Raw genomic sequence first — 18950 nt, 5'->3', positions numbered from 1 at the left:
CACAGGGAGAGGGAGCAAACACTAAAAACGGCAACTATGTTGCCGTTTTGCTTTTACCTCCTCCGCACACCTCGCACCCCGGATTACGCATCAATTTCATCTCGCGAAACTGGCAGGTCATCGCGTCGTACATCACGATTTTCCCTGCTGCGGGTGTGCCGTAACGGGTCAGCACCTTAATGGCTTCCATCGCCTGCATCGAACCAATCACCCCCACCAGCGGGGCCATCACCCCGGCCTCCACGCAGGTCAGGGCATTTTCGCCAAACAGACGGCTCAGGCAGCGGTAGCAGGGCTCGCCCTCGGCATAGGTAAAGACGCTCACCTGGCCTTCCATGCGGATCGCCGCCCCGGAGACCAGCGGCGTTTTATGGGCGAAACACCCGGCGTTGAGCTGATTACGAATAGTGACGTTGTCGGTGCAGTCGAGGACAAGATCGTGATGGGCAATCTGCGCCGACAGCGAGGCGTCATCCAGCAGGGCATTCAGCAGCGTGAACTGCACGTTGGGGTTGATGCGCGTCAGCGCCGCATGGGCCGACACCACTTTCGGCTCGCCGATGGTCGCATCGCTGTGCAGGGTCTGGCGTTGCAGGTTGGAGAGCGACACGGTGTCGAAATCGAGCAGCGTCATGCGCCCCACACCGGCAGCGGCCAGATACTGCGCCGCGGCGCAGCCCAGCCCGCCGAGGCCGACCACCAGCACGTTCGCGGCTTTCAGCGCTTCCTGCCCGTCGAAATCAAAGCCGCGCAGCACAATCTGGCGATTGTAGCGCAGCATCTCCTGGTCGCTCAGTTCCATGCTCAGCCTCCAAACAGCGCGTTAAACGGCTCAACCTCAACCCATTCACCCGCTTCCACGTTGCCGCGCTCGCGCTCAAGCACGATAAAGCAGTTGCCCTGGCTGAAGGAGCTGAAAATATGCGAACCCTGATGGCCGGTGGTGCTCACCTCCAGCTCGCCGTCGGCGTTACGCGCCAGAATGCCGCGCTGGAAGTCGAGACGACCCGGTGATTTTTTCAGACGGGTGGCAGCACGCACGCGCTGGCGGGCAGGGAGGCTGTGGGCCCGGTTGCCGGAGAGCTTCGCCAGCAGCGGCTGCACCAGCTGATAAAACGTCAGCGCCGCGGAGACCGGGTTGCCCGGCAGGCCGCAGAACCAGCTGTCCGGCAGCTTGCCGAAGGCAAAAGGTTTGCCCGGCTTGATGGCCAGCTTCCAGAAGCCGATCTCGCCCAGCTCATCGAGAATGGTTTTGGTGTAATCCGCTTCGCCCACCGACACGCCGCCGGAGCTAAGCACCACGTCGGCCACGCGATCCGCTTCGATAAACGCCTCGCGCAGTTTGTGCGGATCGTCCGGGATAATCCCGAGATTAATCACCTCGCAGCCCAGCTGCTCCAGCATCAGATGCACTGCCAGCCGGTTGGTGTCGTAGATCTGCCCCTCGGCCAGCGGCTGGCCCGGGAGCTGAAGCTCGTCGCCGGTGGAGAACAGCGCCACCCGCACCCGGCGCACCACGGCAATGTCCGCAATACCCAGCGAGGCCAGTACCGGCAGCTCCGCCGCGGTCAGTCGGGTGCCCGCCGGGAACACGGTGGCGCCCTGGATAATGTCTTCCCCGAGACGACGGATGTTCTGCCCCGGCTTCACGCTGGCGGTAAACCGCACGCCATCGTCGGTCTGCTCGGTCTCTTCCTGCATCACCACCGCGTCGCAGTCCGTTGGCACCGGGGCGCCGGTCATGATGCGGATGCAGCTCCCGGCTGGCCATTCACCCTGGAAGGGTTGACCGGCAAAGGCTTTGCCCGCCACCGGCAGCGCGGCACCCGCCGCCAGATCCGCCAGCCGCACGGCGTAGCCGTCCATCGCCGAGTTATCAAAACCCGGTACGTTGATGGGCGAAACGATGTCGGCAGCGGTCACGCGGCCAAAACAGCGCAGCAGCGGCAGCGTCTCCTGGTCTGACAGCGGTGAAAGTCGATCGAGCATCTGCGTGAGTGCCGTCTCAAGCGGCATCAGTCCGGCGGTAAAATCCATGGGTCACTCCAGGAAGAGAATAACGAAGGCGGCCATTATGGCAGAAAAGTGCCCTTAACTGTATGACACCATGGGCTTACCCTTTACATCACAGTTGCGTCTTTCTATATTCAAAAATCATCTGAAGTTCCGGCAACGATAATGATATTTATAGAAAAAGCGGCAATTCAGCGCGCAAAGGTGAAGTAGATGGGGAATGCATTCATCGCGATCCACGGCGGCGCAGGGGCAATCACCCGCGCGCAGCTCAGTCAGGAACAGGAAAGGCGCTACATTGAGGCGCTCTCTTCGATAGTCGAAACCGGCCAGCGAATGCTGGAGGCGGGGGAGAGCGCGCTGGATGTGGTCACCGAAGCGGTACGCCTGCTGGAGGAGTGCCCGCTGTTTAACGCCGGGATTGGCGCGGTGTTTACCCGCGATGAAACCCACGAGCTGGATGCCTGCGTGATGGACGGCATTACCCTGAAAGCGGGCGCCGTGGCCGGGGTCAGCCATCTGCGTAACCCGGTGCTGGCCGCCCGACTGGTGATGGAGCAGAGCCCGCACGTCCTGCTGGTGGGCGAGGGGGCAGAAAAATTTGCCTTCGAACACGGCATGGAGGCGGTGTCGCCCGATATTTTCTCCACCCCGGAACGCTATCAGCAGCTGCTGGCGGCGCGCAGCGCAGGAGAGACCCGGCTCGATCACGCCGCCCCGCTGGATGAATCGACGAAAACGGGCACCGTTGGCGCGGTGGCGCTGGACAAGGCCGGTAACCTGGCCGCCGCGACTTCTACCGGCGGGATGACCAATAAACTGCCCGGTCGGGTGGGCGATAGCCCGTTGCCCGGTGCGGGCTGCTATGCCAATAACGCCAGCGTGGCGGTCTCCTGTACCGGCACCGGCGAAGTGTTTATTCGCACCCTCGCGGCCTATGACATCGCCGCGCTGATGGACTACGGCGGCTTAAGCCTCGCCGAAGCCTGCGAGCGGGTGGTGATGGAAAAACTCCCGGCGCTGGAAGGCAGCGGCGGCCTGATTGCCGTCGATCGCGAGGGTAACGTGGCCTTACCCTTTAACAGCGAAGGCATGTACCGCGCCTGGGGCTATGCCGGCGATACGCCGAGCACCGGCATCTACCGTGAATAAGGGGGAAGGGATGCCGCATAGCGATGAACTCGACCGCCATCAGGTGCTGGCGGTGCATAACCTCAACGTCGCTTTTCCCGACGAGCGGGAGCCGATTCCGGCGGTCAAAAAGCTCTCTTTTTCACTGCAACGCGGCGAAACGCTGGCGATTGTCGGGGAGTCCGGGTCCGGTAAGTCGGTCACCGCCCTCTCGTTAATGCGATTGATTGAACAGTCCGGCGGGCTGGTGGCGTGCGACAGCCTGCTGCTGCGCCGCCGCAACGGTCAGGTGAGCGATCTCACCGACCTCAACCCGTCGCAGATGCGCAGCGTGCGCGGGGCCGATATCGCCATGATTTTTCAGGAGCCGATGACCTCCCTTAACCCGGTGTTTCCGGTGGGGGAGCAGATCGCCGAGTCGATCCGTCTCCATCAGGGGCTGAGCGGGGACAAGGCGCTGGCCGAAGCCAGACGCATGCTGGAGCAGGTGCGGATCCCGGAGGCGGACGCCATTCTGGGACGCTATCCGCATCAGCTCTCCGGCGGGATGCGCCAGCGGGTGATGATCGCCATGGCGCTCTCCTGCCGTCCGGCGGTACTGATTGCCGATGAACCGACCACCGCGCTGGACGTCACCATTCAGGCGCAGATCCTGCAGCTAATCAAGGTATTGCAGGAGGAGATGGAGATGGGGGTCATCTTTATCACCCACGACATGGGCGTGGTGGCGGATATCGCCGACCGGGTGCTGGTGATGTACCAGGGCGAGGCGGTTGAAACCGGCACCGTAGAACAGATTTTCCATGCCCCTGAACACCCTTATACCCGGGCGCTGCTGGCCGCGGTGCCGCGGCTCGGGGCGATGAACGGTAGCGACCTGCCGCGCCGTTTTCCGTTGATCTCGCTGACTAATCCTGGCCATCAGGAGGCCGAAACCGAGCAGGATACCGTGGTGCCCGGCGAGCCCATTTTACAGGTGCGCGACCTGGTGACCCGTTTTCCGCTGCGCGGCGGCCTGTTGAACCGGGTTAAGCGCGAAGTGCACGCGGTGGAAAACGTCAGCTTTGATCTCTGGCCCGGCGAAACGCTGTCGCTGGTGGGCGAGTCCGGCAGCGGCAAGTCGACCACCGGACGGGCGCTGCTGCGGCTGGTGGAGACCCAGGAGGGCACCATCACCTTTAACGGTGAGCGCATCGACACTCTGCCTGCAGGGAAGCTGCAACCCCTGCGGCGGGATATTCAGTTTATTTTCCAGGACCCCTATGCCTCCCTCGATCCCCGCCAGACGGTGGGCTATTCGATTATGGAGCCGCTGCGGGTGCATAACCTGCTGGACGGTGACGCCGCCCAGCGGCGGGTGGCGTGGCTGCTGGAGCGCGTCGGCCTCAAGCCGGAGCACGCCTGGCGTTATCCCCATGAATTTTCCGGCGGTCAGCGGCAGCGGATCTGCATTGCCCGCGCGCTGGCCCTCAACCCGAAGGTGGTGATCGCCGACGAGTCGGTTTCGGCGCTGGATGTCTCCATTCGGGCGCAGATCATCAATCTGCTGCTCGACCTGCAGCGGGAGATGGGCATTGCGTTTCTGTTTATTTCCCACGATATGGCGGTGGTGGAGCGCATCAGCCACCGGGTGGCGGTGATGTATCTCGGGCAGATCGTTGAGATTGGCCCGCGGCGGGCAGTGTTTGAAAATCCGCAGCATCCTTACACCCGCAAGTTAATGGCGGCGGTGCCGGTGGCCGATCCGGCCCATCGTCAGGTCCGCCGGGTGCTGGTGCAGGATGAGCTGCCGGGCAACATTCGCAAGCGGGGAGAATCCACCGAGCGGGTGGTATTGCGCGAAATTGCCCCCGGCCACTTTGTCGCGCCGCCGCGTCAGGATAATGCTTTTAAACATCTATAACGAACAACAGCACAGCACAACAGGAGAACACAACAATGACAAAATTTGTTGCTCGCAAATGGCTGTTAGCCGCGAGCGTAACGGCAGCCCTGGCCGCCACGCCGGCCTTCGCAGCAAAAGATGTGGTGGTGGCAGTGGCCTCCAACTTCACGACCCTCGATCCGTATGACGCCAATGACACCCTGTCCCAGGCGGTGGCGAAGTCGTTTTATCAGGGGCTGTTTGGCCTTGATAAAGAGATGAACCTGAAAAACGTGCTGGCCGACAGCTATACCGTCTCGGATGACGGGCTGGTCTACACCATCAAGCTGCGCAGCGGCGTCAAGTTCCAGGACGGCACCGACTTCAACGCCGACGCGGTGAAGGCCAACCTCGACCGCGCCAGCAACCCGGAAAACAGCCTCAAGCGTTATAACCTGTATAAAAATATCGCCAGCACCGAGGCGGTCGATCCCACCACGGTAAAAATCACCCTTAAAGAGCCGTTCTCAGCCTTTATCAACATTCTGGCCCACCCGGCCACAGCGATGATCTCCCCGGCAGCGCTGAAAAAATATGGCAAAGAGATCGGCTTCCATCCGGTTGGTACCGGCCCGTATGAGCTGGTGACCTGGAATCAGACCGATTTTGTGAAGGTGAAGAAGTTCGCCGGGTACTGGCAGCAGGGGCTGCCGAAGCTGGATACCATCACCTGGCGTCCGGTAGTGGATAACAACACCCGCGCGGCGATGCTCCAGACCGGCGAAGCGCAGTTTGCCTTCCCGATCCCGTATGAGCAGGCAGCGCTGCTGAGTAAAAACAGCAAGCTGGAGCTGGTGGCCAGCCCATCAATCATGCAGCGCTACATCAGCATGAACGTGACGCAAAAGCCGTTCGATAACCCGAAAGTGCGCGAGGCGATTAACTACGCCATCAACCGCGAGGCGCTGGTGAAGGTGGCCTTTGCCGGTTACGCCACTCCGGCCACGGGCGTGGTTCCTCCGTCCATTGCTTACTCTCAGCAGTATCATCCGTGGGAATACAATCCGACCAAGGCGCGCGCGCTGCTGAAAGAGGCCGGCTTCCCGAACGGTTTCAGCACCACGCTGTGGTCATCGCACAATCACAGTACCGCTCAGAAGGTGCTGCAGTTCACCCAGCAGCAGCTGGCGCAGGTGGGCATTAAGGTGCAGGTAACGGCGATGGATGCCGGGCAGCGTGCTGCCGAAGTGGAAGGCAAGGGCCAAAAAGAGAGCGGGGTGAGGATGTTCTACACCGGCTGGTCGGCCTCGACCGGCGAAGCCGACTGGGCACTGTCGCCGCTGTTTGCCTCTAATAACCAGCCGCCAACCCTGTTCAACACCGCGTTCTACAGCAATCCGCAGGTGGATAAAGATCTGGCCGATGCCCTGAAAACCACGCAACCGGAAGAGAAAGCGAAACTGTACAAGGACGCGCAGGACACCATCTGGAAGGAGTCCCCGTGGGTGCCGCTGGTGGTTGAGAAGCTGGTCTCGGCGCACAACAAAGCGCTGACCGGGTTTTACATCATGCCGGACACCGGCTTTAGCTTTGACGACGCGGATCTGAAATAGAGCACTCATTCCCGCAGGCACGCGCCTGCGGGATGAGAGGAATGTGCATGCTGAATTATGTGATTAAACGCCTGCTGGGCCTGATCCCAACGCTGCTGATCGTGGCGGTGCTGGTCTTTTTATTCGTCCATATGCTGCCGGGGGATCCGGCGCGGCTGATTGCCGGCCCGGAAGCGGATGCCACGGTCATCGAACTGGTGCGCAAGCAGCTGGGGCTGGATCAGCCGCTCTACCGGCAGTTCTGGCACTACATCACCAACGTCGTGCAGGGCGATTTTGGTACCTCGATGGTGTCGCGCCGACCGGTCTCCGAGGAGATTGCCAGCCGCTTTATGCCCACCTTCTGGCTGACCCTGGCCAGCATGGCCTGGGCGGTGCTGTTTGGCCTGATGGCCGGGATTGTGGCGGCCGTCTGGCGTAACCGCTGGCCGGACCGGTTGGGGATGGCGCTGGCGGTAACCGGGATCTCCTTCCCGGCCTTTGCGCTGGGGATGCTGCTGATGCAGGTCTTCTCCGTCGAGCTGGGCTGGCTCCCCACCGTGGGGGCGGACAGCTGGCGGCACTACATCCTGCCGTCGCTGACCCTTGGCGCAGCGGTGGCGGCGGTGATGGCGCGCTTCACCCGCGCCTCGTTCGTCGACGTGCTGAACGAAGACTACATGCGCACCGCCCGGGCGAAGGGGGTCAGCGAGAAGTGGGTGATCCTCAAGCACGGCCTGCGCAATGCGATGATCCCGGTGGTGACCATGATGGGGCTGCAGTTCGGCTTCCTGCTCGGCGGCTCGATCGTGGTGGAAAAGGTCTTCAACTGGCCGGGGCTAGGGCGCTTGCTGGTCGATTCCGTCGACATGCGCGACTACCCGGTGATCCAGGCGGAAGTGCTGCTCTTTTCGCTGGAGTTTATTCTTATCAACTTAGTGGTGGATGTGCTCTATGCCGCCATTAATCCGGCTATCAGGTACAAGTAAGATGCGACTGTTAAACTGGCGCCGGCAGGCCATGTTAAAGGCGATGCCGGGGCTCAAACCGGATCAGATCCGCACCCCGTGGCATGAATTCTGGCGGCGCTTTCGCAAGCAGCCGGTGGCGATGACCGCCGGACTGTTTGTCCTGCTGCTGATCCTGGTGGCGGTGCTGGCACCGTGGATCGTCCCCTTCGATGCGGAGAACTACTTCGATTACGACCGTCTGAACGAAGGGCCGTCGATGATGCACTGGTTCGGCGTGGACTCGCTCGGGCGGGATATCTTCAGCCGGGTGCTAATGGGGGCGCAGATCTCCCTCGCGGCGGGGGTTTTTGCGGTGCTGATTGGCGCGGCCATCGGCACGGTGCTGGGCCTGCTGGCAGGTTATTACGAGGGCTGGTGGGACCGCATTATCATGCGCATCTGCGACGTGCTCTTTGCCTTCCCGGGTATTCTGCTGGCCATTGCGGTGGTGGCGGTGATGGGCAACGGCATGGCGAACGTGATTATCGCCGTGGCGATCTTCTCGATTCCGGCCTTTGCCCGCCTGGTGCGCGGCAATACCCTGGTCCTGAAACAGCAGACCTTTATCGAGTCGGCGCGCAGCATTGGTGCCAGCGATACCACCATCCTGTTTAACCATATTCTGCCGGGCACCGTCTCCTCAATCGTGGTCTATTTCACCATGCGTATCGGGGTGTCGATTATCTCGGCGGCGAGCCTGTCGTTTCTCGGATTAGGCGCGCAGCCGCCGACCCCGGAGTGGGGAGCGATGCTCAACGAGGCGCGAGCGGATATGGTGATTGCCCCGCACGTGGCGCTGTTCCCGAGCATGGCAATTTTCCTCACCGTGCTGGCGTTTAATTTGCTGGGGGATGGGTTGCGTGATGCGCTGGATCCGCGGATTAAGGGATGATCTACCAATTATGGTAGAAGTTATTGCGAAAGGTATTGTTATTCAATGATTTAGAAAATGCCGTGTAAAAGGTTTGCTGGAGTTAACTATTTGTAAAAATTATAATGATTAACGATTCAATAACGTTAAATATTGTAAGGATTACAATGAAAAAGCTCCTTTTATGCGGCATGGTTTTACTTTCTACCTCTTGCGCGGATTTCCAGAAAAACATGAGTGACGGGATGAAAGCGGTGAATACGGCCCTGACGCCGAAATCTTCCACCGGCACGCAAACCACGGCGTCAGCAAAACAGTCTGGCACTATCACCAATGAACAGTGCAAAACCAGCGTGGGTAAATCCCGCGACTATTTCGAACAGATTGTTGGCTTCAAGCTGAACGAGACCAACTCCTCGGGCTACACCTCGTTCTCCGAGACCTACAACCTGCGCATTTCCGATCGTAAAGACCGTTTTGGCGGCAACTTCGCTATCTGCATTATCTCTATCGATCCGCAGACCAATAAGGTCACTACCTTCTCGATGCCGACCTGATTCAGGCATGTTGCCGGGTGGCGCTGCGCTTACCCGGCCTACAAAGGGTGCAAAACCCGTAGGCCCGTGCAAGCGCAGCGCCGCCGGGCATTTTCCACGTTACTTATCGACGCCAAAGCCCTGCTTAAGCAGCGCCGGGAGCACGTCCGGGAAGTAAATGTGCTGGTAATACCCGCTCACGCTTTCACTCCATGTATCCCCGTCGGTACGGTCAATGGCCTGCCAGTGTTCGGTCATCTCCTGATTGTAGCGGGTGATTTTCGCCTCCAGCCCGTCGGTGACGTAGGCTTCGTCGTGGCGGAAGGTCTCCAGCGGCAGACGCGGTTTGTGATGCGAAGGGACATCCACGTGCCCAATCACCACGCCCGCCACCGGGAAGGTGTGTTCCGGCAGGTCGAGCAGCGCTATCAACTCCTGTGGACGCAGACGGATCCCGCCAATCGGCACGATCCCCAGCCCTTCCGAGCGGGCCGCTGCCATCACTGAGCCGAGGGCAATGCCCACGTCGGTCGCGCCGGCCACCAGGCTCTCAATGCTCTGATGCGCCACCTGCTCCTTGCCCGCCAGCTTCATGCCAACCTCGGTTTTGTACATATCCAGCACAAAGGTGATAAACACCGGGGCTTTGGCAATCCACGGCTGGCCGCCAGCGATCTGCGCGATCTGCGCCCGCTTTTCGGCATCGCGGGTGACGATGACCGACACCTGCTGAGAATGGACGGAGGTAGGGGCGCGGTACGCGGTGCTGATAATGCGCTCGAGCGTGGCGTCATCAATGGCGTGATCGGTAAAACTGCGCTCGCTTTTATGGTCGTTAAACAGGTCAATAATCGTGTTCATAGCATCTCCGGTGTGAATCGCAAAATTCTGGCAGCCCGGCACCATTTTGTCTTTAACACTCTATGCGAAAAGCGCAGGAGGGATTGCCCGACCAGCGGCCGGGCAGGGGGATTAGCGAAGCGCAGCGACCAGCGCTTTGGCAACCGCTTCGGAGCTGGCCGGGTTCTGCCCGGTGATCAGCTGGCCGTCTTCAACAATGTACGAGCCCCAGTTCGGGCCTTTCTGATACTTCCCGCCCAGGGCGATCAACTCATCTTCCACCAGGAATGGGACGATGTTGGTCAGCTCTACGTCGGCCTCTTCGCCGTTGGTAAAGCCGGTCACCTGACGGCCCTTGACCAGCGGCTCGCCAGAGGCGGCTTTCACATGGCGCAGCACGCCCGGCGCGTGGCAGACGAAGCCCGTGGGTTTACCCGCGCGGGTAAAAGCTTCAATCAGGGCGATGGAGGTCTGTGATTCGGCCAGATCCCACAGCGGGCCGTGGCCGCCAGGGTAGAAGACGGTGTCGAAATCCTCCTGACGGACGCTGTCGAGCTTGAGAGTGTTGGCGAGTTCGCGCTGGGCCGCCGGATCGGCTTTGAAGCGCTGGGTCAGTTCGGTCTGAAAATCGGGGGAATCACTTTTAGGATCCAGCGGCGGTTGACCGCCTGCCGGGGAGGCCAGCACGACCTCGGCTCCCGCATCTTTGAAGATGTAATACGGGGCAGCAAACTCTTCCAGCCAGAAGCCCGTTTTCTTACCGGTATTACCCAGGTCACTGTGAGAGGTGAGAACCATTAAAACTTTCATTGTTATCTCCGGTGATGTCGTGAGATATAAAAGTAGACTGTTTCCCGAGGGCGCGAGTACAAAACAAGGAGTAACGAGGATGGTTAAGGTTCGTGAGGCACAGGCGGACGATTACGACGCATGGTTAAAGTTGTGGAAGGGCTATCTGGATTTTTACGGCACTGAACTGGATGAGGCGGTGACCCTGGCGACCTGGCGGCGGGTATTATCCCCGGAGTCCAGTCTGTTTTGCCGACTGGCAGAAACCGAACAGGGCGTGGTGGGCTTTGCTATTTGTGTCCTGCATGAGGGCACCTGGGTGACCCAACCGCTGTGCTATCTGGAGGACCTGTTTGTCGATGACGCGGCGCGCGGCAAAGGGGCGGGCAGGGCGTTGATTGAAGCCATCATTGACGAGGCGCGGGAAAAGGCGTGGTCGAAGGTCTACTGGGTGACCCGGACAGGCAATCCTGCCCGGGCGCTGTATGACCAGCTGGCGGTAGTGGATGATTACGTTCGCTACCGGATTACGATTTAATAATACCTGGCACGGACAATTCTCTCTTTCTTAACAGTGCCGGTGCGGCCTGATTGCCCGGCGGGCTATGCTTGCCGTGCCTACAAGGTCAAATTCAGGTTTTGTAGGCCGGGTAAGGCGCAGCCGCCACCCGGCACTGCGTTTGCCCGGCCTGAGTACTGACTGTTCCCCCGTTAACCTTCCTCAGTCAATCAACGCATCAATCGCCACGCGTCCGTCCGGCGTTTGCAGCCAGCGCGGCGCGTTCAGCGTGTCGGCGTAGAAGTTCACCAGCTCATACAGCAGTCCTTCCATCACCTTTGCCATATCCCGCGGGAGTGCGTTGCTGATCAACAGCTGCGTGAGCGTCTGGCAATACAGGCCAAGCTGGTCGCTTTCCGGTTCGAAGGCGGGAAGACTGGACGGCAGATCGGACAGGGTGAAACGCTCCACCAGGTGCGCCGGGATGGGCTCGTTGAGCGTTGGCTGCAATAGCGCGAGACAGGCAGAAAGGCGGGCGCAGAGCGCCAGTTTCTCCGCCGGGTCGTCGGTTTCCAGCAGGGTATGGGCGAAGCGTTCGCAGTGGTCGGCCAGCTCGGTGAAGTCGGTATTGTGGGAGAAGGGTACGGTAAACAGTGCCTGAGCACGGGTAGTGGTAGTAGCCATAGTGGCAGCCTCCGATAAAGTTTTTAAACCCACCGTCAGAGGTTCCAATCTCATGGCGGTGGACTGGGCGAGGTTGGAACTACCGGCTTTATCGGATACCGGCGCATCTTACGATGCCCCCGCCAGCCCACCATTGAGGTGCAGCGAAGCGTACGACATAAAGCCTCTTATGTCATCGATAAAGTCAGTCAGGGTTCCAATCCCGGCGCCTGATTTTGCAGGCGCAACAGGAAGATACTGCGCAGAGATCGCGGCGACAAGCCGGGAAAATCATTCCTGGAAAGCGCCTCGCAAAAATTTTAACGCAACGAGGAAACCCCGGAAGAATAAAGCACTTACAGCGGCTACATGGCACGTTCAGCGGTTCGGGCGTATCAGAGAAGCAAAGAACCTGAGGTGAACGCAACCACCACCAGAGCCGCATGTTCCCCCTCACCCCAGCCCTCTCCCTCGAGGGAGAGGGAGCAGTCCGTGCGGTGGGTACCCCTAACCCTAACCCCAAAGGGGAGAGGGGATCGTCCGTGGGTTACTTCCCACCTCAGGTAATGTGCGCTTCCCCACAAAAGCCGCACATTCCCCACCCTCGCGCTCCCTTCGCCCGCCGCTTTGCGGGCATCATACCCCCACGACACACTCAGACGTGGGATACACCATGCGCAACGAAATCCTGACCTTCCTCGCCAACCAGACCGATTTTTTCGACCCGGAAAACCTGAGTGAGGTCTTTACCGCCCGCTACCTCGCACAGCGGTTCGACCTCAAGCGCAATACCGCCAGCCACTATCTCAACCAGCTGGTGGCCCAGGGGGAGCTGGTCAAAATCAATACCCGCCCGGTCTACTTCCTGCATAAGCAAACCTTCAGCCAGCAGTTTTTTGGCTTATCGGCGAACGAATACGACAGCATCGCCCAGCTGCTGAACGACGGCGATAGCAACCAGGAATCGCCGGATCACTTTTCTCTTCTTATCGGCCATGACGGCAGCCTGAAAAAGGCCATTGCCCAGCTGAAAACGGCGCTCTTCTATCCCGATGGCGGCCTGCCGCTGCTGATCACCGGCGACAGCGGCACCGGGAAAAGCTACATGGCGAATCTGATGCACGCCTTCGCTATCTCCCAGGGGCTGCTGGCGGACGATGCCCCCTTTGTCAGCTTTAACTGCGCCCAGTACGCCAGCAACCCGGAGCTGCTGGCGGCGAACCTGTTCGGCTATGTGAAAGGGGCCTTTACCGGGGCGCAGACCGACAAGCAGGGTGCCTTCGAGGCCGCCGACGGCGGGATGCTGTTTCTCGATGAGGTGCATCGTCTGAACGCCGAGGGCCAGGAGAAACTCTTTACCTGGCTTGACCGGAAGGAGATCTACCGGGTGGGGGAGACCGCTCAGGGTCGCCCCATCCGCACACGGCTGGTCTTCGCCACCACCGAGGAGCTGCACAGCACCTTTTTAACCACCTTCCTACGCCGTATTCCGATCCTGGTTACGCTGCCCGACCTGCAGGCGCGCTCCCGTCAGGAAAAAGAGGCGCTGATCCTCCAGTTCTTCTGGCGCGAGGCGCAAAAGCTGGACGCGCGCCTGAATCTGACCCCCCGCCTGCGCGAGGTGCTGCATCATGCGCTCTATCGCGGCAACGTCGGCGAGCTGAAAAACGTGGTCAGGTATGCGGTCGCCGCCGCCTGGGCCAGACAGCGGGGGCAGGCGGCGATTGGCGTCACTATTCAGGATCTGCCGGAGAAGGTGCTGGCTGCGATCCCGTTGATGAGCGACGCCCCCGTGGCGGAAGAGCCGCTGACCATAGAGCCGGAGACCAACCTGCTGTGGCTGCTTCGCGCCCACGATCGCACCCAGGGGATGATCCACGATACCCAGTGTCAGGTCCTGGCCCTGTATGAAGAGGTGCTCAGCGGCCGCTCGGGCTGGGAGGATGTGCATCGGCGGATGGGGGAGGAGATCGAAACCCTGTTCGACAGGCTGGTGTTTCACCACCGGGAGTCCACTGCCTCGCCGGTGTTACAGCTCACCACCCAGCAGGTGCGGGAGGAGTTTTACCGGCTTGAGCAGCAGTTCAACGTCCAGTTTAACGGCAATGGCATCTACGCCCTGAGCCACTATCTGGTGCATCGCGCCCAGAGCGCGCTGTCTGCCCTGAGCCAGGAGCGGGTCCGGCTGCTGGATGACTTCCTGGCGCAAAAGTATCCTCTGCTGTACCGCTTTTGCCAGGCGATGATCGCCGCCCTGACGCAAAAGCTCGACATCGAGGCCCAGCGCATCGACGCCCTGCTGCTGGTGCTGTGGCTGCATAAAGCGGGGGCGGTGAGTCAGTCCCAGGTGACGCGGGCGGTGATCCTCGCCCACGGCTACGCCACCGCCAGCAGCATTGCCAACGTGGCGAACCGCCTGCTGAAACAGACGGTGTTTGAATCCTTCGACATGCCGCTGGACGTCACCCCGGAGGCGATTGCCCAGCAGGTGATGCACTACATCGAAAGTAACGCCCTGGCGTCGGGGCTGATGATCCTGGTGGATATGGGATCGTTGAATGCGATTCACAGCCACTTCCAGCGCCGCGTCTCCACCCCGGTGGCGATTGTGAACAACGTCTCCACCAGCATGGCGCTGTATGTCGGGGAGCGGATCCTGCAGGGGCATCATATCGAGGAGATCGCCCACGACATCGCCGACGATCTGCCGGTGGAGCACCAGCTCTTCTGGCCCCAGGCCAGCAAACCCCGGGTCATTCTCACCACCTGCATCACCGGGATTGGCGCGGCGGCTAACCTTTGCAATCTGCTGAAGGCCAGCATCCCGGAGGCGCTGGGTATTGAAGTGATTGCCTGTGACTACGAGATGCTCAGCGACGCCCAGGAGCGGGCGGTGGCCTTTAACCGCTACGACATGCTGGCAATTGTCGGCACCTTCGACCCGCAGGTGCCCGCTGTGCCGTGGATTTCGCTGGATTCGCTGATTGCCGGGGAGGGGACACAGCCGCTGATGCGCATCTTTGGCGATATCGCCACGGCAGAGCAGGTGGCGGAGATCAACAATCTGCTGCTGAAGAACTTCTCCCTGCGGCGGGTGATTGAGTCGGTCACCATTCTCGATACCACCAAAGTGATCAACCAGGTGGAGCAGTTTGTTTTCCGCTATGAGCATCTGGCGGGCTGTCAGGTGCCGAACGAACGCAAGGTGGCGCTCTATGTGCACATCAGCTGTCTGATTGAGCGGCTGATCCGCAACGCCTCGCCCACCACCTATGCCGGGCGACAGTGTCCTGAAAGCGAGCTGGCCCTGCTGCGCCAGGCCTTTAGTGTCATTGAGAGCAGTTATAGTGTCAAAATCCCGGTTGTTGAGCTCTGTTACATCCACAATATTCTGACCCTCGAAACGGAATTTATTCAGGCAGATCAAGAGTTTTAATCCCTCCCTCTCTCCTGTTCCCCACGGGCCACTTTTTCCTGGCACGTGGGTTGCAATCTCTTTCTGGTAAGTGGAATGAGTATTCGAGGACAGGATGAAACGACATTACATATTTGCCAGTCACGGCACCTTAGCGCGCGGGGTACTCGACTCGGTCGAGCTGATCCTCGGCAAGCAGCAGGACATTTACACCCTCTGCGCCTATGTCGATGAGCAGCAGGACGTCACCCGGCAGGTGGCGGAGCTGCTTGCCGGGCTACCCGCCCAGGATGAGGTGATTGCGATCACCGATATCTTTGCCGGCAGCGTCAATAACGAATTTATCCGCTATCTCCATCAGCCGAATTTTCATCTGATCGCCGGGCTTAATTTGCCGCTGGTGATCGGCCTGCTTATTTCCGCCGATGAACAGGATACCGGGAAACTAATCCATGACGCGTTATTAAGCTGCCGGGAAAGTATTCAGTATTGCAACCACACCATTGCCAGTGCGGTACAGGCGGATAAAGACTTCTGAACAAGAGGAATAATAATGATTACGTTACTGCGTGTTGACCACCGCTTATTACACGGCCAGGTGGCCTTCTCCTGGACGCAATATGTCGGGGCGGATTGCATTTTAATTGCCAACGACAGCGTGCCCAACGATGAACTGCGAAAAACCACCATCAAGCTGGCCAAACCGCCGTCGGTCAAGCTGGTGATTAAAAATATCAATGACTCGATTGAAGCCATCAACAGCGGCGTCACCGATAAATACAACCTGTTTATCGTCGTGGAGTCGGTGGAGGATGCCTGGCGGTTAGCCTCGGCTGTAGAGGGCATTAAGAGTATCAATCTCGGCGGTATTAAAGCGAAGGAGGGGGCGCGGAATATTTCAAAGGCCATCAATTTGCTGCCGGACGAAATAGAAAAGCTCACGCAGCTGGTGGGCAACGGCGTGGAGATCGAAATACGCCAGGTGCCTAACGATCGCAAACAGTTATTAGCGGAATCGCTGTAATTCCTGAGGACTCACTATGGTAGAGGCACTTTTACTCGGGCTGGTGGCGTTTATCGCCCAGTCAGAATATGCCCTGGGCACCTCGCTGCTTTCCCGGCCGATTGTCACCGGATTATTAACCGGGCTGGTGTTAGGCGATGTACAGACGGGCGTGATTATGGGGGCAACGCTGGAGCTGGCGTTTATCGGGTCGTTTTCGGTGGGGGCATCGATTCCGCCAGATGTGGTCACCGGCGGGGTCTTGGGGGTGGCGTTTGCCATCACCTCCGGGGCGGGAACGGAGACGGCGCTGCTGCTCGGCCTGCCGATTGCCACCCTGACCCTGGTGCTGAAGAACGTCTATCTCGGCATGTTTATCCCGATGCTCAGCCAGAAGGCCGACGGCTACGCCGAACAGGCGGATACCCGCGGTATCGAGCGAATGCACCTTATTGCCGGGTTTGGTCTGTCGCTGATGCTGGCGGCGGTGGTCACCGTATCCTTCCTGGTGGGCAGCAGCGCGGTGAAATCCTTGCTGGATGCCATCCCGGAGTTTATTAAGCACGGGCTCAGCGTGGCGACGGGGATCATTCCGGCGTTGGGCTTTGCGATGCTCGCCCGACTGCTGATCAACAAAAAAGTGGCGCCCTTTTTCTTCCTCGGCTTTGCCCTGATGGCGTACCTGAAAATACCCGTCACCGGTATCGCCATTCTCGGTGCCATTGTGGCGGTGGTGATGGTTAACACGACTGCACGTAACGCCCCTCGTCCAACGACCGATCAAGGAGTCAGTGATGACGACGAAGATTTCTGAAGAGACCCTGCCTCAGGTGCAGGATGAGAATGCCATCAACGCACGCGATCTGCGCCGGGTGTTCTGGCGGTCGTTCCAGATGGAGTTTTCCTGGAACTATGAGCGGCAGATGAACCTCGCGTTTGTCTATGCCCTGATCCCGGTGCTGAAAAAGCTCTACCCGCAAAAGTCAGAGCTGGCGGCGGCGTTAAAGCGCCACCTGGTGTTCTTCAACACCACGCCGCATATCGTCACCCTGCTGCTGGGCATCACCACCGCGATGGAGGAGAAAAACAGCCAGCAGCAGGAGATGGACGGCACGGCAATCGACAACGTCAAGGCATCGCTGATGGGGCCGCTGGCCGGGCTGGGGGATTCCTTCTTCTGGGGAACGCTGCGCCTGATCGCCACCGGGATCGGCACCAGCCTGGCGCTACAGGGCAACATTCTCGGGCCGATCCTGTTCCTGCTGGTGTTTAACGTGCCGCACATTCTGGTGCGCTGGCTCTTTACCCGCTGGGGCTACGTGCTGGGCACCGGGGTGCTCCACCGGGTTCAGAAGAGCGGAATGATGGAGAGCCTCACCTACGGGGCGTCGATTATCGGGCTGATGGTAGTGGGGGCGATGGCCGCCTCGATGATCAACATCACCATCCCTGTCTCCTTCGGCGCGGGGGAGGCGAAAACCGAGGTTCAGGACATTATCAACAACATCATGCCTGGCCTGCTGCCGCTCATCAGCTTCGGGATTGTCTACTGGCTGCTGGGGCGCAAGGTTAAACCGCTCACCATTATCGGGGGCATGGCGCTGGTGGGGATTCTGGGTTCGTGGATTGGCCTGTTTTAAGCGGAGAAGACGATGCAACCGACAATGATGACCTATATCGAAGAACAGCCCGCGGCGCTGGCGGCAATCCTCAACGCGTACCCGCAGCATCTGGCGTCCGTAGAGACCTTTGCCCGCCAGCATCCGGTGCGCCGCCTGCTGGTGCTGGCGACCGGCTCGTCGCTGAATGCGGCGATGTGCGCGCGCTACTTCTTTGAACACCGGTTTGGCCTGCTGGTGGAGATCAAAGAGCCGTACAACTTTGTCCACTATGAGGCCATCGACCCGCATACCGACATGGTGCTGGTGGTTTCCCAGAGCGGGAAAAGTGCCTCGACCCTGACGGCGATGGAGAAAGTGCAGGCCGCCGGGCTACCGGTGTTTGCCCTGACCTCGGATCCGGATAGCCCGATAGGCCGCCGCTGCGACCATGTGCTGGATATCCATACCGGGATCGAGAAGGTGGGCTTCGTCACCCGTGGTTTTAGCGCCACGGTGCTGAATCTGCTGCTGGTCGCGCTGACTCTGGCCCGGGCGCAGCAGCAGATCGATGACCGGGAAACGGACGACTATCTGGCGGCGCTGCACCAGCTGGCAGGAGCGATCCCCGACACCATCGCCCGCACCGAGGCCTTTTTCGAGCGGCACGTTCACGAACTGCAGGCCGGGACGCGCTTTGTCGCCATCGGCGAAGGTGCCCTGACCGGGGTGGCGAAAGAGTTTGAGACCAAGTTCACCGAAACGGTGCGGGTGCCGTCCGGCGGGTTTGAGCTGGAGGCCTATATGCATGGCCCCTATCTGGAGGCCAACCCTGAGCATGTGATGTTCTTTATTGAGGACGCGCCAAACCCGCGCCTGCGGGCGCTCAGGGACTATATGGCCCCGGCGGTGAAGCGGGCGTTTCTGGTCACCCTGACGGGCGAGGAGGGGCCGGATACGCTGGCGCTGAACTGCCGTCTGCCGCATCTGCTCTCGCCGCTGCTGTTGATTGTCCCTCTGCAAATTCTGGCCTGGCGTACCGCCTGCGCCAAAGGCATCGATCTCTCGGTGCGTATCTTTGACGATTTCGATCGGGTTTTAAAAAGTAAAATCTAAAGGAGAATGA

Annotated in this window: 18 protein-coding genes; 13 read left to right on the top strand and 5 right to left on the bottom strand. The window is 60.0% G+C overall.

The window, feature by feature from the left end; translation table 11 throughout:
• Positions 1-34: 34 nt before the first annotated feature.
• Positions 35-808 carry a molybdopterin-synthase adenylyltransferase MoeB gene (gene moeB, locus LG383_RS12115; RefSeq protein WP_225759529.1) on the bottom strand — a complete coding sequence of 258 codons (774 nt, stop codon included), beginning with the start codon at positions 806-808 and terminating at the stop codon, positions 35-37.
• On the bottom strand, positions 805-2037 hold the full coding sequence (moeA, locus tag LG383_RS12110; RefSeq protein WP_225759234.1) for a molybdopterin molybdotransferase MoeA: 1233 nt from the start codon (positions 2035-2037) through the stop codon (positions 805-807). The genes moeB and moeA overlap by 4 nt, the downstream gene beginning before the upstream one ends.
• 189 nt (positions 2038-2226) lie before the next feature.
• On the opposite strand from moeA, the gene iaaA reads away from it, so the two are divergent.
• The 6 genes from iaaA to LG383_RS12080 all read left to right on the top strand — a co-directional run bounded on the left by iaaA (position 2227) and on the right by LG383_RS12080 (position 9038).
• A complete protein-coding gene (iaaA, locus tag LG383_RS12105) occupies positions 2227-3165 on the top strand; it encodes a beta-aspartyl-peptidase (RefSeq protein ID WP_225759233.1) in 939 nt (312 codons plus the stop codon).
• A 10-nt stretch (positions 3166-3175) separates the two neighbouring features.
• Positions 3176-5047: a glutathione ABC transporter ATP-binding protein GsiA gene (gene gsiA, locus LG383_RS12100; RefSeq protein ID WP_225759232.1), complete on the top strand. Its 1872-nt coding sequence runs from the start codon at positions 3176-3178 to the stop codon at positions 5045-5047.
• Positions 5048-5082: 35 nt separating this feature from the next.
• Positions 5083-6621 (top strand): glutathione ABC transporter substrate-binding protein GsiB, encoded by a 1539-nt coding sequence (gsiB, locus tag LG383_RS12095; RefSeq protein ID WP_225759231.1) that lies wholly within the window; start codon positions 5083-5085, stop codon positions 6619-6621.
• 47 nt (positions 6622-6668) lie between these two features.
• The gene (gene gsiC / locus LG383_RS12090; RefSeq protein ID WP_106992479.1) at positions 6669-7589 is read left to right on the top strand and encodes a glutathione ABC transporter permease GsiC; all 921 of its coding nucleotides are present in this window, start codon (positions 6669-6671) and stop codon (positions 7587-7589) included.
• Position 7590: 1 nt separating this feature from the next.
• Positions 7591-8502, top strand: coding sequence for a glutathione ABC transporter permease GsiD (gene gsiD, locus LG383_RS12085; RefSeq protein WP_106992480.1), 912 nt, complete (start codon positions 7591-7593; stop codon positions 8500-8502).
• Between the two features lie 146 nt (positions 8503-8648).
• The gene (locus LG383_RS12080; protein WP_225759230.1) at positions 8649-9038 is read left to right on the top strand and encodes a hypothetical protein; all 390 of its coding nucleotides are present in this window, start codon (positions 8649-8651) and stop codon (positions 9036-9038) included.
• A gap of 99 nt (positions 9039-9137) precedes the next feature.
• Here the strand turns inward: LG383_RS12080 and LG383_RS12075 are convergent, their stop codons facing one another.
• Together LG383_RS12075 and LG383_RS12070 are read right to left on the bottom strand one after the other, a co-directional pair.
• On the bottom strand, positions 9138-9878 hold the full coding sequence (locus LG383_RS12075) for a nitroreductase family protein (RefSeq protein WP_106992814.1): 741 nt from the start codon (positions 9876-9878) through the stop codon (positions 9138-9140).
• 111 nt (positions 9879-9989) lie between these two features.
• Positions 9990-10667, bottom strand: coding sequence for a type 1 glutamine amidotransferase domain-containing protein (locus LG383_RS12070; protein WP_225759229.1), 678 nt, complete (start codon positions 10665-10667; stop codon positions 9990-9992).
• A 79-nt stretch (positions 10668-10746) separates the two neighbouring features.
• Between LG383_RS12070 and LG383_RS12065 the strand changes: the two genes are divergently transcribed.
• Positions 10747-11184 (top strand): GNAT family N-acetyltransferase, encoded by a 438-nt coding sequence (locus LG383_RS12065; protein WP_225759228.1) that lies wholly within the window; start codon positions 10747-10749, stop codon positions 11182-11184.
• Between the two features lie 183 nt (positions 11185-11367).
• On the opposite strand, the gene LG383_RS12060 is transcribed toward LG383_RS12065, so the two are convergent.
• A complete protein-coding gene (locus LG383_RS12060) occupies positions 11368-11829 on the bottom strand; it encodes a hypothetical protein (RefSeq protein WP_225759227.1) in 462 nt (153 codons plus the stop codon).
• A gap of 652 nt (positions 11830-12481) precedes the next feature.
• Here LG383_RS12060 and LG383_RS12055 point away from each other — a divergent pair.
• The 6 genes from LG383_RS12055 (at position 12482) to LG383_RS12030 (ending at position 18940) form a co-directional block, all read left to right on the top strand.
• Positions 12482-15244 carry a sigma 54-interacting transcriptional regulator gene (locus tag LG383_RS12055; protein ID WP_225759226.1) on the top strand — a complete coding sequence of 921 codons (2763 nt, stop codon included), beginning with the start codon at positions 12482-12484 and terminating at the stop codon, positions 15242-15244.
• A 94-nt stretch (positions 15245-15338) separates the two neighbouring features.
• Positions 15339-15761: a PTS sugar transporter subunit IIA gene (locus LG383_RS12050; protein WP_225759225.1), complete on the top strand. Its 423-nt coding sequence runs from the start codon at positions 15339-15341 to the stop codon at positions 15759-15761.
• Between the two features lie 15 nt (positions 15762-15776).
• Positions 15777-16247, top strand: coding sequence for a PTS sugar transporter subunit IIB (locus tag LG383_RS12045; protein ID WP_106992489.1), 471 nt, complete (start codon positions 15777-15779; stop codon positions 16245-16247).
• 16 nt (positions 16248-16263) lie between these two features.
• Complete coding sequence (locus tag LG383_RS12040; RefSeq protein ID WP_106992490.1) at positions 16264-17040, top strand: PTS mannose/fructose/sorbose/N-acetylgalactosamine transporter subunit IIC; 777 nt, start codon at positions 16264-16266, stop codon at positions 17038-17040.
• On the top strand, positions 17021-17866 hold the full coding sequence (locus LG383_RS12035) for a PTS system mannose/fructose/sorbose family transporter subunit IID (RefSeq protein WP_106992491.1): 846 nt from the start codon (positions 17021-17023) through the stop codon (positions 17864-17866). The genes LG383_RS12040 and LG383_RS12035 overlap by 20 nt, the downstream gene beginning before the upstream one ends.
• Before the next feature lie 12 nt (positions 17867-17878).
• On the top strand, positions 17879-18940 hold the full coding sequence (locus LG383_RS12030; RefSeq protein ID WP_225759224.1) for an SIS domain-containing protein: 1062 nt from the start codon (positions 17879-17881) through the stop codon (positions 18938-18940).
• The last annotated feature ends 10 nt before the right edge of the window (positions 18941-18950 follow it).

Origin of the sequence: Leclercia sp. Marseille-Q4284, assembly GCF_916618945.1 — a bacterium.
Taxonomy (GTDB): Bacteria; Pseudomonadota; Gammaproteobacteria; order Enterobacterales; family Enterobacteriaceae; genus Enterobacter; species Enterobacter tamurae.
Note: the sequence above shows the minus strand (reverse complement) of the source record. Positions and strands in the feature narration are given on the sequence as shown.

Excerpts from the sequence above, each read along its gene's own strand:
- moeA (WP_225759234.1), bottom strand. The coding sequence starts at position 2,037 with ATGGATTTTACCGCCGGACTGATGCCGCTTGAGACGGCACTCACGCAG.
- iaaA (WP_225759233.1), top strand. The coding sequence starts at position 2,227 with ATGGGGAATGCATTCATCGCGATCCACGGCGGCGCAGGGGCAATCACC.
- gsiA (WP_225759232.1), top strand. The coding sequence starts at position 3,176 with ATGCCGCATAGCGATGAACTCGACCGCCATCAGGTGCTGGCGGTGCAT.
- gsiB (WP_225759231.1), top strand. The coding sequence starts at position 5,083 with ATGACAAAATTTGTTGCTCGCAAATGGCTGTTAGCCGCGAGCGTAACG.
- gsiC (WP_106992479.1), top strand. The coding sequence starts at position 6,669 with ATGCTGAATTATGTGATTAAACGCCTGCTGGGCCTGATCCCAACGCTG.
- gsiD (WP_106992480.1), top strand. The coding sequence starts at position 7,591 with ATGCGACTGTTAAACTGGCGCCGGCAGGCCATGTTAAAGGCGATGCCG.
- LG383_RS12080 (WP_225759230.1), top strand. The coding sequence starts at position 8,649 with ATGAAAAAGCTCCTTTTATGCGGCATGGTTTTACTTTCTACCTCTTGC.
- LG383_RS12075 (WP_106992814.1), bottom strand. The coding sequence starts at position 9,878 with ATGAACACGATTATTGACCTGTTTAACGACCATAAAAGCGAGCGCAGT.
- LG383_RS12070 (WP_225759229.1), bottom strand. The coding sequence starts at position 10,667 with ATGAAAGTTTTAATGGTTCTCACCTCTCACAGTGACCTGGGTAATACC.
- LG383_RS12065 (WP_225759228.1), top strand. The coding sequence starts at position 10,747 with ATGGTTAAGGTTCGTGAGGCACAGGCGGACGATTACGACGCATGGTTA.
- LG383_RS12060 (WP_225759227.1), bottom strand. The coding sequence starts at position 11,829 with ATGGCTACTACCACTACCCGTGCTCAGGCACTGTTTACCGTACCCTTC.
- LG383_RS12055 (WP_225759226.1), top strand. The coding sequence starts at position 12,482 with ATGCGCAACGAAATCCTGACCTTCCTCGCCAACCAGACCGATTTTTTC.
- LG383_RS12050 (WP_225759225.1), top strand. The coding sequence starts at position 15,339 with ATGAAACGACATTACATATTTGCCAGTCACGGCACCTTAGCGCGCGGG.
- LG383_RS12045 (WP_106992489.1), top strand. The coding sequence starts at position 15,777 with ATGATTACGTTACTGCGTGTTGACCACCGCTTATTACACGGCCAGGTG.
- LG383_RS12040 (WP_106992490.1), top strand. The coding sequence starts at position 16,264 with ATGGTAGAGGCACTTTTACTCGGGCTGGTGGCGTTTATCGCCCAGTCA.
- LG383_RS12035 (WP_106992491.1), top strand. The coding sequence starts at position 17,021 with ATGACGACGAAGATTTCTGAAGAGACCCTGCCTCAGGTGCAGGATGAG.
- LG383_RS12030 (WP_225759224.1), top strand. The coding sequence starts at position 17,879 with ATGCAACCGACAATGATGACCTATATCGAAGAACAGCCCGCGGCGCTG.